Source organism: Magnetococcales bacterium, assembly GCA_015228935.1.
In the GTDB taxonomy this organism is placed as follows: Bacteria; Pseudomonadota; Magnetococcia; order Magnetococcales; family DC0425bin3; genus HA3dbin3.
Genome location: JADGCO010000101.1, coordinates 1 through 14,601 on the forward strand (window position 1 = coordinate 1; position 14,601 = coordinate 14,601).

The following is a 14,601-nucleotide window of genomic DNA, read 5'->3' on the forward strand; positions in this document are numbered from 1 at the left end:
CCTTCCTCTTGGCGGGGTTTGGGGCGGAGCCCCAATAAAATCTTCTTTTCCAATTATTTTTATCCGAGGGTTAATAGACAGCCTCTTATACTCCTCAACGAATCATCTGGTCTTGTCCAAACGGAGATACCACGCATGCGCCTACGATCCAAATGCAGACTTCCATTGCTGGCCATTCTGATCGGGGGATTGCTGTTGCCTTACCCGCTGCTGGCCGAAGAGGTGACAACCCAACCCAACAATCTGGAAAAACTGGGCGATCTTTTGATTTTACGGCCTCTGGGTCTGGTGGCCACCGTGATGGGCAGTGTCGCCTTTGTCGTCACCCTGCCTCTTCTGGAACGCGAAACGGGGGTTTTGGATCGTGCCCGTGACTCCAGGGAAATGTTCATCTATCGTCCGTTGCGATACACCTTTTCCAGACCCCTGGGGCAATTGGAGACGCAGGAGTAACAGTCGTGTCTATTGATGATCTGATCTGCCGTAAGGCTGAGCGTCAATCAACTGCCTGTGCTTGCAGGTTGTTTGAATCTGCCCAGGCAAGCCCATCTGCAATTGAATTGCGGAAGCCATCATGGCTGTTTCTCACGAGAGTTGTTATATTCAGTGCCCTTCTCACCGTTTCCATGGTGGGGCGTGCCCGGGCCGACTCCTGTTCCACCACCGTTGCCGAGCAGGCTGTCCTTGCCGCGTTCAAAATTGTCGAAAGTTTGGGGGTCAAAGCCGCAAAAGAGGTGATCACGGTAAAAGACGCCCGATTTCGTTGTGGCGCGTTTTCCGTGAAGGTTATTGACCACCATGCAACATGGGTTATCGACCCGGAAAACGAGACGAACGTCGGCAGGAACGTGACTTCATTCAATGATGGTGCCGCCACCAATTTCATGAATTCACTGGTTCGCCATGCCATCGGCAACCGAGGCACCATGGGAAGCCACTTTACCACGGACACCGAGAAAGGGAAAAAAATCAACAAGGCACTGTATTATATCGACGTACCGAAACACAAGGTCGTCGTCTACGGTGCATTCATACTGGACTGATACCAAATTGCATTCCGTGCAAAACAGTCGAGCGTGTTGTCGTCGTTCATGTGGTGGGGAGATTTTGCTGCCGTTCCTGGATGGCCGTGGCAATGGCATCCAGCAGGCGTTTTTTGGAAACCGGTTTGGTCAGAAAGCCGCTGCACCCGGCTTCGCTTGCCCGATGGGTTTCATCTTCAAAGGCATGCGCCGTCAAGGCGATGATTGGAATGGGTATTTTTCCCTCTTCCAATTCATGCTGCCGAATGTGCCGCGTGGCCGTGTACCCGTCCATGACCGGCATTTGGACATCCATCAATACCAGATCAAAAGAGTCCCGCCTGCACCGCTCCAACGCCTCCTTGCCGTTGGCTGCAATCACCAATCGATAGGGTGATTTGCGCAGGTATATTCCGATCAACAACTGATTGTCTTCGGCATCTTCAGCCAGGAGAATGGTCGCTTTGGCTTGGGTTTCCGGGTGTTGAGTCACGGGAGATTGGGCCTCGGGGTGTTGAGTCGCGGAGGATTGCGTCGCAGGGACAGGCGGAACTGGATTGAAGAGATGACAGTTGCCTGAATTTGACATCGGTGCTGCTGGCGGTTGCCATGTGGAAAGGGGATTGGTTTCAGGATTCATGATGGGTGAGCCAAGTCCGGGGATAAGACCGGATTCGGAATTTGCAGCCGGTGGCATGGGCACGGAAAAATGGAATATGCTTCCCCGATCCGGGGCACTCTCAACAGCCATGACGCCGCCCATCAACGAAATCAGCCTTTTACATATGGCCAATCCCAGGCCGCTACCACCAAAACGACGGGTGATGCTGGTATCGGCCTGACTGAAGCCCTGGAATATTTCCTCCTGTTTTTCCAAGGGAATACCGATTCCGCTGTCTTCGACCATGATCTGCACGAAACCTGGCTTTGCCGGGTCCGGGCCAACGCGCAGTTTCACACTCCCAGACTGGGTAAATTTAACAGCATTATCGAGCAGATTCAAGATGACCTGATAGATCCGGTGCGCATCGCCCATGACCCAGGGAAGAATGGCCGGATCAACCTCTCTGGTGAAGACCAGCCCCTTGGCCAGGGCGCGTGGCTCGATCATTTTGTGCAGGGCATCCAGCGTTTCATGCAAATCAAACGGTTCAAAAGCCAGATCCAGGCGTCCGGCCTCAACCTTGCTCAGGTCCAACACATCGTTGATCAGGCGCATCAGGCCATGTCCCGAGCGTCTGAAAACGGCGACATATTGTTTTTGTTCCTGGGTCAGTTCGGTCTCCTGCAAGGCCTCGGCCATGCCGAGAATGGCATTCATGGGGGTGCGGATTTCATGGCTCATGGTGGCCAGGAACCGGCTTTTGGCCAGGTTTCCGGCCTCGGCGGCGGCTTTTCTTCTTTCGGCTTCCTGTTGCGCCTCCTGCAACTCACGGGTACGTTCGCGTACTTGCTGTTCCAGTTGGTCGCGATGGCGTTTGAGTTCAAGATGAGTCTTGACCCGATGCTGAATGATTTCCGCATTGAAGGGTTTGATGATGTAGTCCACCCCACCCACCCGGAACCCTTCTGTCTGATCGGATACTTCACGGCGGGCAGTCACGAAAATGACCGGAATGTTGCGCTGGAGCGGGTTTTCCTTGATGCGTTGACACACCTCGTAGCCATTCATGTCCGGCATCATGATGTCCAACAAGATGATATTCGGTGGAATTTCCATCTGGGCAATCCGCAGGGTCTGTTCCCCGTCCAGGGCCACAAAACAATCATAATCGACCAGAATTTCCTTGAGAATATCCACATTGCTGCGCAGATCGTCCACAATGAGAACACGCTCCCGACCCGAATGGGCAGGTGTCGGCCATGTATCGGGAATCTCTATGTTCAGAGAGTGGGCAATGCGCTGCAATACATCCAATGCTTCTTTGAAGTTGTAATCCTGAATTTGTTTACGCAGCTCGTGCCAGACGTTTTCGGCTTCGGTTGGTTCCAGAATGGCATCCAATCCGGTCAGCAGATCTGTGATCTGCACACTGTGACAGGCCAGATGACCGGCCAACGCCAGCAACAGGGGGGCCGTTGCGGCCTTGTCAACCTGAATCTCCGGCAATGCGGCAAATTGGATCGGAGTTGCGGAGGGCGGTTCATGAAGAAGTTTTTCCTTCAACCCCGAGACCAGGGCATACAGTTTGTTATTGAACAAGGTCAGGTTTGCCTGACGGGCAACAGGATCCGCAGTGCCAGCCAGATTTTCTTCCAGGGCATCCGCAGCCCGGAAGAGGGGAATGGCACCGATATTTTTGGCCAATCCTTTCAGTGCATGGAGTTTTTTTCGCGCCAGATCCAGGTTTGTTCCTGCTGCCAGGGTCCGACTGATCTCCTCGCCACACTGGCCATGCTCGATCACAAACCGACGCAGAAGCTGCCCATACAAGGCCTGATTGCCTGCAATCCGTTTCATGCCGAGGCGGGTATCCAGACCCGCCAGACGGGGAATCAGTCCTGGCACGATATGCAGGTCATCTTCATGACTTTCTTGTTGGATGCGAACGATCCATTTGGTGAGCATGCCGTAGAGTCGCTCGGGACGGATGGGCTTTTCCAGAAGGGCATTCACGCCTGCTGCCTGGCATTTGTCATGTTCATCCGGCAGGGTTTGCATGGCCATGGCCATGATCGGAAAGTCCTTGCCGTACTCCCGACTGCGAATGGTCCGGGCGACATCATAACCATCCATGACTGGCAATCGTACATCCATGAGGAGGGCATCGAATAAATAGTGTTCGAGCTTGTCAAGAGCTTCGCGACCATCCCTGGCCACTTCCACCACCAGGCCGACCCGCTCCAGAAGTTCACGATGGACCTGTTGATTGATGTCACTCTCTTCAACGAGGAGGATGCGGGCACCACCGATTTTTTCGGCTGTCGTTTTTTCAGCGGCCAGATTGTATTTCAATCTCCGGTCAATCACATCCGCCTTGCCAGGAACATCGGTGAGAATGGTCCGCAGCAAGGGCTGGCGGGTCACGGGTTTGTCCAGAAAACCATCCACGCCGACTCTTTCACCCTGGGCACGGATGGAATCATTGCCAAACGGTGTCAGCAGAATGATTCTGGGTGGTTTTTCCGGGAGTTTTTCTGCCGCCAGACGGGAGTGTATCTCCACCACCAGGGCCATGCCGTCATGTTCGGGCATGTGCCAGTCGATGAAAACGAAATCGAAGGGATCTTTGTATTTGGAATGCGTGACCACATCTGCCAATGCGTCACCGACCGAATTGACCACCGTTGTTTCAAGTTCCAGCAGGGCCAGCAGCGCGGAAAATTGTTCACAGAATGCCAGATTGTCATCAACCAGCAACACTTTCCTGCCCTTGAGTTCATCCGGGAGGGTGGGTGGTTCACGGCGATTTTCGGAAAAATAATCCACCAGCACATGAAATGAAAAAACACTTCCCTGACCAAAGAGACTTTCCACCTGGATCTGGCCATCCATCAGATTGACCAGACGATTGCAGATGGAAAGACCCAGGCCGGTACCCCCATATTTGCGGGTCGTAGAACCATCCGCCTGCACGAATGGGGCAAACAGTTTGGGCAATTTGTCCGCTTCGATGCCAATGCCGGTATCCTGTACGGCAAAATCCAGTCGGAAACGTCCATTTGGCGCGTTTTGCACCTGGACCCGGATTGTAATCGACCCCTGCTCGGTAAACTTGACGGCATTGCGAATCAGGTTGATCAAAATCTGCTCCAGACGCAACACATCTCCCAGCAGGACCTGATTGAACGCGAGCGGTGCCAGAATGACCAGTTCGATTCCCCGGTCAGCCACCTGTTTGCTGAACAGATCTGCCATGCGATCCAGAAGCTGGTGCAAATCGAATGGCACCGGATCCAGTTCCATCCGTCCGGCATCGATCTTGGAAAAATCAAGAATATCATTGATCACACCCATCAAGGTGCGCGAGGCATTCTCGATTTTTTCCAGATATCCCCGCACCTTGACGGACAGATCCGACTTCAGGGCCAGATCGGTAAACCCCAGGATTGCATTCATCGGGGTGCGGAATTCATGACTCATGTTGGCGATGAATTCGCTTTTTGAGCGGTTGGCCGATTCGGCCACCGCCAGGGTCTCTTCCAACGATTTCAACAGTTGCTTGCGGTCGGTGATATCCTGCAAGAATGCGGTAAACTGGGGTTTCCCGTTTTGCATCACCCCGGTCAGGGAGACCTGAAGGTCAATGATTTTGCCATCGGCGCGTTGCCCATGAATTTCAAAGCGCCGCCGCAGTTCAGCCGGGTTGCGTCCCGATTCGACCCAACCGGCCAGGCCGGAGAGGTGCCGATGCCGCACGGATTCAGGGATGATGAAATCAATCACGTTCCGATTGAGTATGGTCTCCTTTGCATAACCGAACAAAATTTCGGCTGCCGGATTGTAATCCAGCACCAGACCATTTTCGTCCAGGGTAATGATGGCATCGAGGGCATGGGTCAACACCGACCGGTGACGTTCCAGCAGGGCACCCAGATCCCGATGCCGTTCAATCGTCTCGATATTCTGATAGACCCGACACAGCAACTCTTCCGGTTGAAAAGGTTTGACCAGAAAATCGTTGGCACCGGCCTTGATGAACTGCACGGCCAGTTCCCGATCCCCGATGGAGGAGAGGCCAATGGCTGCCAACTCATCCCGCGAAAATCGGGTTCGCAATTTTTTCATCAACCGGATCCCATCCATCCGGGGCATCTGATAATCCGTCACCACAAGATGAATCGGTTGCTGCTCAATGACCTCCATGGCCAGCAAACCATCTGCCGCTTCCAGGACGTTGAATCCGTAACGTGCCAGAAAACTGCCCACAGCCCGTCGGACACTGCGTGAATCATCCACAATCAAAATATTGATGTTTTTGTTTTTAAGAATGCGATCCACGGCGTGGATCACCGAATCAATGACGCCGACATTGTCCTTGACAAAATAGTCCAGGATTCCCTTTTCCAGCATGCGATCCTGAAACTCCTTCTTGAAGGTACCGGTCAGGACAATGCCGGGAATTTTTTGCTGCAAAATATAATCAACAATCTCTCCATCCGGGGCATCCGGCAGATTGAGATCCAGGATGGCCAAAAAAAAACGGTGCGGGTCGGCATGCAGACAAGCGCGGGTTTCCCGGAAACTTCGAGCCAGGACAACGTCCAGGGAGAGGGATTCCGCAATCCGTTTTTGCAACAGGGCAGCAAAGCTGGGGGAGTCTTCAACGATCAGTATGGTATTCATGGATACTCTTGGAAGGCAAGCCCGAACCGAACATTATTTTTTCAAAAATTGCTTTAAAAACAAGTTGCTTATATAAATTATACCTGGCTGAAAAATTAACCTGTTCATTGGATTCTACAGGGTTCAGAATCCGAAAGTCTCGTTAACACAGTTCCAAGGGGGAAATCAATGTCCAGATTGAAAATAAGTCACAAGCTCATGTTGGGATTTTTCTCAGTCTTGCTGGTATTTGGTATCGGTTTTGGTGTTATTTATCAGAGTCTTTCCGGTATCGAAAGGCGTGCTGTGGATTTGCGTGATCAACGTCTGCCCATGGCCCTGATGGCCGATGACATGGTCCTGGCTACCTCCGAGGTGCAACAATTTCTGACCGATGTTTCCGCCACTCACAACAAAGACGGGTTCGGAGACGCACAAAAGTCCGCCGAAAGATTTCATTCTGGAATCAATAAATTCAGAGAAATGTCCAAAAGCGGTGATTCGGGTGACCTGATCCGCAACCTGGATGAAGCGGAAAAGGCTTTCGTTGCCTTTCACCAGACCGGTGAAAAAATGGCGTCAGTCTACGTCAAGGACGGCGTTGAGGCTGGGAATGTCATCATGGCATCCTTTGATGATACTTCGAAGAAAATCATGGGCAGTGTCAGCACCTTGCGTAAAACCCAGACCGATCTGGCAAAAACGCGCCTGGAAAATCTGCTCAAGGAAGTTCATGACATTGAAAATGTCATGTTGTTGGCGATCCTCCTGGGGGTGGGCATCGGGGCGGGGATAGCGATTGTACTGACCCGCCAGATAGCCAGTGGCATCAACCAGGGTGTCTCGATTGCCACCTCTCTGGCAGAGGGCGACCTGAGCCTGAATATTCGGGTTGACTCTCAGGATGAAATCGGCGCCATGCTGACCGCCAACCGCGATATGGTCGAGAAATTCAGCCATGTGGTCGGTCAGGTTCGCGAAGCTGGTGACAGTGTGGCCCTTTCCAGCCAGGAAATCAGCTCGACTTCATCACATCTGGCGGATCAGGCCACCCAGCAGGCTGCCGCCATCGAGCAAACCTCGGCAGCCATGGAGCAGATGATCTCCAATATTGAACAAAATGCCGAAAATACCAAAACGACCGAAAAAATCGCCAATTCCGCTGCAAAAGAAGCTGCCGAAGGTGGCGAAGCCGTTACCAAGGCCGTTTCTGCCATGCGGGAAATTGCCGGAAAAATTACCATCATTGAAGAAATTTCCCGCCAAACCAATCTGTTGGCCTTGAATGCCGCCATCGAGGCCGCCCGGGCCGGTGAACACGGCAAGGGGTTTGCCGTCGTGGCCGCCGAGGTCCGCAAACTGGCCGAACGCAGCCAGACCGCCGCCGGAGAAATTGGCCATCTCTCTGCAACCAGTGTCGAGGTGGCCGAGCAGGCCGGCAACATCATCAATCGTGTGGTGCCGGATATTCGTAAAACATCCGAGTTGATCCAGGAAATTGCCACAGCCACCCAGGAGCAGTTCCAGGGTGCCGAACAAATCAACCAAGCCGTCCAGCAGTTGGATCATGCCATCCAAAGCAACGCCGGTGCCGCCGAAGAAATGTCTGCCTCCTGCGAGGAACTCGATCAATTGGCCAGATCGCTCCAGGATGCCGTTGCCTTTTTCCGTCTGAATGGCCAACAAGCCCGGCCATCCTCGTCCGGCATGGCACGGAAAGCTTCCACACCTTCGCCAACAACGCGACCCAAAGCCACGAAGCCTTTGCCCGCAACAAAACCTGCCCCGAAATCATCCCAAAAATCGGTCCTCGCCCTGCCGCCACCTTCCAAAAAACACTCCCAAAAAAAAGCGGATAAACAAGTCGAAACAAAAAATACCGATTTCGGCTATGCCATCGTCAAACATCGGGCCTGGAAACAAAAAATGCGGGATTTCCTGGATGGCAAGGAAAAACTGACCCTGGGACAAATGGTCTCCCACAAAGAGTGCGACCTCGGCAAATGGATGTACAGCGAAGGTCTGAAAAAATATGGTCACTTTCCGGAAATGGTGGAGATGGAAAAAATTCACGCCGAACTGCACACCACCATCAAGGAGATTGTCCGCCTGAAAGAAGCTGGTGAAGTCATGGCCGCTGAAAGAGAATTCAAAAAAGTCGAACCCATCAGCGAACAAGTGGTCGAATACCTGCTGGCCATCGACGCCAAGGTGTGACAATCATCCACCAGGGATGTGCGCTAATTTTTCTGTTTTCAGGTGTCGTTCCTTATCCGAGAGGGAGGGATGCGTGCATCCCTCCCTTTTTTTTATTGGTGCGCCCGGCATGGCCACTGACTTTTGGGTAAGAATCTCCTACAGACCCGGCAAGGGGAACTGTTAGCTGGACACCTTGACTGCCTTTTTTAAGTCAGTCAGGGCATAAAGCTCCTTCATCTTTGCTCGGCCATTCATTTTCCCCCAATAAAAATATCATGATAGCGGATTGCAGTTAGTCGCCCTCTTCAAGTACTGCCAGTATGCGGTACCGGTAAGAGTTGCCGTTACAACCCCAAAAATAAAGACAATCAAATAGGCAGTAGTAACTGTGGAAAAAATCATGCCAAACATTCCAAGAAATACCGCCATCTCGAGGGCAACACAGACAGTTTACAAAGTTTTTCTGCCCCAGGAGGTATCGTGGCCTTCTTCGGGTCGTTATCGCGCCGGAACGGGCGGAATCGGAAAGGGTTTCCCGGCATGAATGGAATCGGCAAGAGTGTCGATCACCTGGGCATACATGGGCTTTTTCATGTCCCGCAACAGGGTTGCATATTCGCGCAACCACTGGACGCCTTGAATGCCAGCTGGGTCGATATCACGTTCGATTTCAAGACCCTGACGATAGTGGAATTCAGCCTTGGCAAGACGACCGACATTTTGATAGTACTGTCCCAGGCGCACATGATGACTGGCCACCTGATGATTGTTCTTGCCATAATATTTTTTGGCAACTGCCAGGCTTCGGCGAAAATATAGCTCGGCTTCCTGATAGCTTTTTTTTTGCTGACTGAGTTCAGCCAGGGGGGTGATGACCGTGTTGACGCGAACATGTTCCGGGCCATAGACCCGTTCAGTGAAAGAAAGGGCCTGGAGTAGATATTTTTCGCTTTCTCCCATCTGCTTTTTTTTCAGGTATAAAACACCCAGATTTTGCAAGACCGTTCCCAGAAGGGGATGATCCTGGCCGCCGCGGTGGTGACAAAGGCGCAGGGCACGTTGCAGATCGTTTTCTGCCTGATCGAGCTTGTTCTCTCCCATTCGGACCAGGGCCAGAGTTTGCATGGCAGAGGCGATATCAAGGTTGGTTGGCTCCAGGATTTTTTCCCGGATGGCCAGAGCCTCGATCAGTAAAGGTTCGGCCTCGGCAAATTGTTCTTGAGCAACACGCAGAATACCCAGATCCAAAAGACTTTGGGCAATTTCCAGGGTATTGGGTTCAAGTTGTTCCAGACGAATCATCATGGCACGTTGTTGGAGATGTTCGGCAACAAGAAATTGATGCTGCATCTCTCGCAAACGGCCAAGATGAGCCAGGGAACGGGCAGTCAAAAGATGATTGGATCCCCACTGTTTTTCACGGATGACCAAGGCACGTTCCATCAGGGGTTCCGCCTCCCCCAGACGTTCAAGATCGGTCAGCAAAACTCCCTGGGCATCCAGAATATCAGCCATCAGGGCATGATCGGGTGGCACATGTTTTTCAGCCAGATGCAAAGCCTCATTCAAGGTTTCACTGGCTTCCTGAAATTTTCCTTCCTGACGCAGCACCTTTCCCAGACCAACAAGCTGCGTCACCTTCTCTTTCGAAGCCCAGGGGGGAACCAGATTGAGGGCCTTGTGAAACAGACTGGATGCAACCCCAAAATCCTGTTGCTGTCGCTTTCTTTCGCCATCCATGGCCGAAAGATTGGAGAGCAGAAAATTGAATACGTCGGTCGTGTTTTGACGCTCGGAAGTGGAATAGGCCGCTTCAATTTGTTTCAGGAGCTGTTCAGCCAGATCCAGTTTGTTGTCACGGATGGCATCCAGGACCCGTTTGACTCGATTGACACCTTCACGATCCCGGGGCGGTAAACGAACCAGGCGTTGCAGGAGTTGCACCCGGCCTTTGAGTTGGCTCTCTTCCACCGATTCCGGGGCAGAGACTCGCAGACCGTGTTCCCTGTCTGAATCCGTAGCCGCATATCCAAAGAAACCCCGGGTAAGGATGACACCGAAAGACAGGATCGCAACCAGAAACCACCGACTGTTTTGCATCCTGGTTCCCATTGTTCATGTTGATTATTGTTGCTTGTCACCTGCTTCGAATCCAGGTAACCGACCATCGAATCAATCTTGTTTCCAGGGCATGATGGGGACTGTGGAAATACTGTTTTTTGGTGAACCGTCAATCAATTTGTCACTGTAGGTCAAATAGACGAGAACGTTGCGCTTTTTATCAAAAAAGCGGACAACATTCAACTTTTTGAAGAGCAGGGAGGTACTTTTGGCAAACACTTCCTCGCCTTCGCGAATATCGTCCTTTTTAAAGTTGATTGGACCGATCTGGCGACAGGCAATGGAGGCTTCGGAAAGATCTTCGGCCAATCCAAGTCCTCCCTTGACACCACCTTTCTTGGAACGGCTCAAGTGACAGGTGACGCCGGAAATTTTAGGATCATCGAAGGCCTCAATAACGATTTTGTCATCCGGTCCCAAAAATTTGAAAGAGGTATCGACACTGCCGATCTCTTCACCGCTTGAGTAACCTGGATACAAAAGAGAGAGTGCCAGCAATAAACCTGTCCTGGCCTTGTTCATATTGCATTCCTCCGTGATGGTTTGTCTGTTGCAGGAACAATGGGAACGGCAGGCGCAATGCCTGGTACATGCCGCTGATCGTACCCCGATTGTTGATCCGTTTCTGGAAAACAATCAACGGTCCGCAAGAATGGTACAAATGATACTGCGTTGATCGCGAGGTCCGTCAAACTCGCAGAAGAAAATGTTTTGCCAGGTGGAGAGGCCCAGACGACCATCAATGATGGGGATGGATTCGGACGGACCGACCAGGCCTGATTTGAGATGGGCATCACCATTGCCATCCTGATTGTCATGCATCCAAACCCCTCTGGGTATCAACCTGGCCAGGAGGTTGATGGCATCTCTTTGCACACTTTCGTCCCAGTTTTCCTGGATCATGATACCAGCCGTGGCACCCTGGGCAAACAGTGCAACCAGACCGGTCCGCACGCCACTGCTGCGGACCGCCGATTCGATATGTCCTGTGATATCGATCAACTCTTCCCGGTTGCGGGTGCGTATATTGATGATGGTTTGCATTCCCCAATCTCCCCATGCGCATAGTGTCGATGAATGGCATCCTCAAATTTCCCGACAGAACAGCCACTTTATATCCCATCATATCATATTCAGCATAGGTTCATATACGGTATCTTTATGGCACAGGGCATTTTCCGTCATTTTTCTGCAATGGGAAAAAAGTGCTTACCAAAGGCGTCAAAATTTTCCGTGTCAGTCAGATTATTGGGGGCATTGACAAGTGGATTTTGGGATGGTTACCCCTGCGCTGGCCAGAAACCGCATCTATTTTGTGTTTGGCACACGGATTGCGTGCAAGATAGTCAAGCCAGAACGCAGGATGCGTTATAGAATTCAAACAACAGGTGATTCACAAGGGAATTGAATCATCAGAATCACACCAAGGGAATGGAAGGAGAAAACACATGAGCATCTCCACCATCGCCAACTATTGGAACGGCCGCTCTCAAAAGCCCGTCAACAAGCAAAACAAAGAGCGCCATGACGACTTTTTCACCAAAGCCACGACACGGGGTATCAAAGAGGAAGCTCCTTCCCGGACGCAGGAGTCTCCCCCGCCCCATAAACGGATGTCGGATGCCTATCGGGTGACAATTTCGCCGGCGGCACTTGCCAAGATGGATCTGGCCGCCCTGGCCTGATGTACATTTCTGGGAATACGGCGATTGACGAACTACAAAAATTTGTTGTTGCGGTGCGGGTCATGGCTGAAGAAGGCAATTCCCTGGCGCAACACAATCTGGGTGCTCTCTATCTGGATGGCAAGGGGGTCGAGCAGAATCATGAGGAGGCTGCCAAATGGTTTCTGCTGGCCGCCCGGCAGGGGAATCATCTCTCCCAGCATAATCTGGGTATGATGTTATTGCGTGGCTTGGGGATTCCGTATGACCCCGACGAAGCGTATTCCTGGTTTGCCAAGGCTGCAAAACAGGGGAATCCTCGTTCCATGTTCAGTCTGGGAGGCATGTTGCTGGAGGGGCTGGGTGTCCAACGGGATTTGGTGCAAGCCTACCTTTGGTTTTGTCTGGCGGTCGATTTCAGCCCGCCGGAAGCGCGTCATGAATCAGAAACAGTACGCGATTATGTTGCCACACTTCTTTCTCCCGAGCAAATTGACGAAATCCACTTCCAGGCCGGGCGATGGCGGCTGGAGCATGATGTTTGACTTGCTTTCGCCTTCAACATGTTCAACATGAAGTCCATACCCGCGCCTGCTTGAAAGCTGATATGACAATCGGATCTGCATAAACCAGGAATCCCTGCGCATGCGGAAGATTCAGGGTTCCCGCACCTGCACCGTTGCTTCGATAAATCCCTCCCGCGCCTGCGGAAATTTCTTCGTTCAGATGCTTTCAGCAGACCCATAACCATTGTCTATCCCCGCGCCTGCGGGGGAACCTTCTTGGGTGGCATGCTCTGCCGCCGTGGCGGGGGTCTATCCCCGCGCCTGCGGGGGAACCGCAAGCTTGGCGATGATGTTTGGTTTTCCGTATGGTCTATCCCCGCGCCTGCGGGGGAACCCGGCTACTACTGGCAGGCCGATCTGGCCAAAACGGTCTATCCCCGCGCCTGCGGGGGAACCAGCGACTAGCCACCACACACACCACATGGAGAAGGTCTATCCCCGCGCCTGCGGGGGAACCACCGGCAGGACAGGTTCCATCAATCCGAAGTGGGGTCTATCCCCGCGCCTGCGGGGGAACCCTTTTTGGACCGGCTCTGACCAAGTGTGGCGGGGGTCTATCCCCGCGCCTGCGGGGGAACCCCCGTACCAGCGTGATGCCCGCACGAAGGGCATGGTCTATCCCCGCGCCTGCGGGGGAACCAGATATCAAGAAGTTTTTCAAGCTTTTCAACACGGTCTATCCCCGCGCCTGCGGGGGAACCACATCCGCCAGCGAAAAGCAGATGTCTTTTCAGGGTCTATCCCCGCGCCTGCGGGGGAACCTTATCGAAGAGGCGGGGAAAGCGATCCAAGCGGGGTCTATCCCCGCGCCTGCGGGGGAACCGAATGCAGAAAAAACCCTCCATCATGCCTCGGAGGTCTATCCCCGCGCCTGCGGGGGAACCAAGCGATGGAGGCTGCTGACCAGGCCCGCGAGAGGTCTATCCCCGCGCCTGCGGGGGAACCAGAGGGACTCCGTCCCGCAGGATCGCGATCAGCGGTCTATCCCCGCGCCTGCGGGGGAACCTTGTCTCGGCAAATCCTTTCTGAGAATAATCAAGGTCTATCCCCGCGCCTGCGGGGGAACCGCGCCATCCGGCGGGATGATGTCATAGTGAAACGGTCTATCCCCGCGCCTGCGGGGGAACCGCCTGCATCATCGCCTCGGTGACCGCAACGACAGGTCTATCCCCGCGCCTGCGGGGGAACCCGCTCATCATCCTGCTGCATCGCGAGGACCAGGGGTCTATCCCCGCGCCTGCGGGGGAACCAATAGCAGGTATCAACAGCAGAACGAGCCAAGAGGTCTATCCCCGCGCCTGCGGGGGAACCATTCGTGCTTTACTTTCAGCCGCGTACCGTGCGGGTCTATCCCCGCGCCTGCGGGGGAACCCGGGTATGGAGCATGCCATATAACTGAAGAAACGGTCTATCCCCGCGCCTGCGGGGGAACCGACACAGGGTATGGTCATCTGCACCTTCACGCCGGTCTATCCCCGCGCCTGCGGGGGAACCATCGGACTGCAACCTTTGCTGGCGCTTGGCAAAGGTCTATCCCCGCGCCTGCGGGGGAACCTGGTCGATATACGCGGATTGGTCTGGGGTGACGGGTCTATCCCCGCGCCTGCGGGGGAACCAACGTGAATGCCGTGCAGGCCATCAGCAATTTGGGTCTATCCCCGCGCCTGCGGGGGAACCTTGGCCTTTCATGTCCCCTGGCAGGACTTGGCCCATGTTCGTCATCTGTAGTGCAAAATCTGATTTATTTCAATATTTTACTAAAT

General features: G+C 53.2%; 9 protein-coding genes and 1 CRISPR repeat array. Of the genes, 5 read left to right on the plus strand and 4 right to left on the minus strand.

All coding sequences use genetic code 11. The features are described from left to right. Positions 1-135 precede the first annotated feature (135 nt). A complete protein-coding gene (locus tag HQL65_17440) occupies positions 136-453 on the plus strand; it encodes a hypothetical protein (GenBank protein ID MBF0138019.1) in 318 nt (105 codons plus the stop codon). Positions 454-458: 5 nt separating this feature from the next. Then, entirely contained in the window at positions 459-1,043 is a 585-nt protein-coding gene (locus HQL65_17445; GenBank protein ID MBF0138020.1) for a hypothetical protein, read from the plus strand. Positions 1,044-1,089: 46 nt separating this feature from the next. Here HQL65_17445 and HQL65_17450 read toward each other — a convergent pair whose 3' ends face one another. Then, complete coding sequence (locus tag HQL65_17450; protein MBF0138021.1) at positions 1,090-6,309, minus strand: response regulator; 5,220 nt, start codon at positions 6,307-6,309, stop codon at positions 1,090-1,092. 168 nt (positions 6,310-6,477) lie between these two features. Here HQL65_17450 and HQL65_17455 point away from each other — a divergent pair, with 168 nt between their 5' ends. After that, positions 6,478-8,505 carry a CZB domain-containing protein gene (locus tag HQL65_17455; protein MBF0138022.1) on the plus strand — a complete coding sequence of 676 codons (2,028 nt, stop codon included), beginning with the start codon at positions 6,478-6,480 and terminating at the stop codon, positions 8,503-8,505. A 480-nt stretch (positions 8,506-8,985) separates the two neighbouring features. Here HQL65_17455 and HQL65_17460 read toward each other — a convergent pair whose 3' ends face one another. From HQL65_17460 to HQL65_17470, 3 genes are all read right to left on the minus strand, one after another. Continuing rightward, positions 8,986-10,587, minus strand: coding sequence for a tetratricopeptide repeat protein (locus tag HQL65_17460; protein ID MBF0138023.1), 1,602 nt, complete (start codon positions 10,585-10,587; stop codon positions 8,986-8,988). 72 nt (positions 10,588-10,659) lie between these two features. Then, complete coding sequence (locus HQL65_17465) at positions 10,660-11,130, minus strand: CreA family protein (protein ID MBF0138024.1); 471 nt, start codon at positions 11,128-11,130, stop codon at positions 10,660-10,662. A 114-nt stretch (positions 11,131-11,244) separates the two neighbouring features. Beyond that, entirely contained in the window at positions 11,245-11,652 is a 408-nt protein-coding gene (locus HQL65_17470) for a YjbQ family protein (protein MBF0138025.1), read from the minus strand. A gap of 404 nt (positions 11,653-12,056) precedes the next feature. Between HQL65_17470 and HQL65_17475 the strand changes: the two genes are divergently transcribed. Further along, positions 12,057-12,293, plus strand: coding sequence for a hypothetical protein (locus tag HQL65_17475; protein MBF0138026.1), 237 nt, complete (start codon positions 12,057-12,059; stop codon positions 12,291-12,293). 62 nt (positions 12,294-12,355) lie between these two features. Continuing rightward, on the plus strand, positions 12,356-12,817 hold the full coding sequence (locus HQL65_17480) for a sel1 repeat family protein (GenBank protein ID MBF0138027.1): 462 nt from the start codon (positions 12,356-12,358) through the stop codon (positions 12,815-12,817). A gap of 144 nt (positions 12,818-12,961) precedes the next feature. Beyond that, positions 12,962-14,515: a CRISPR direct-repeat array (repeat unit 28 nt; unit sequence GGTCTATCCCCGCGCCTGCGGGGGAACC). The last annotated feature ends 86 nt before the right edge of the window (positions 14,516-14,601 follow it).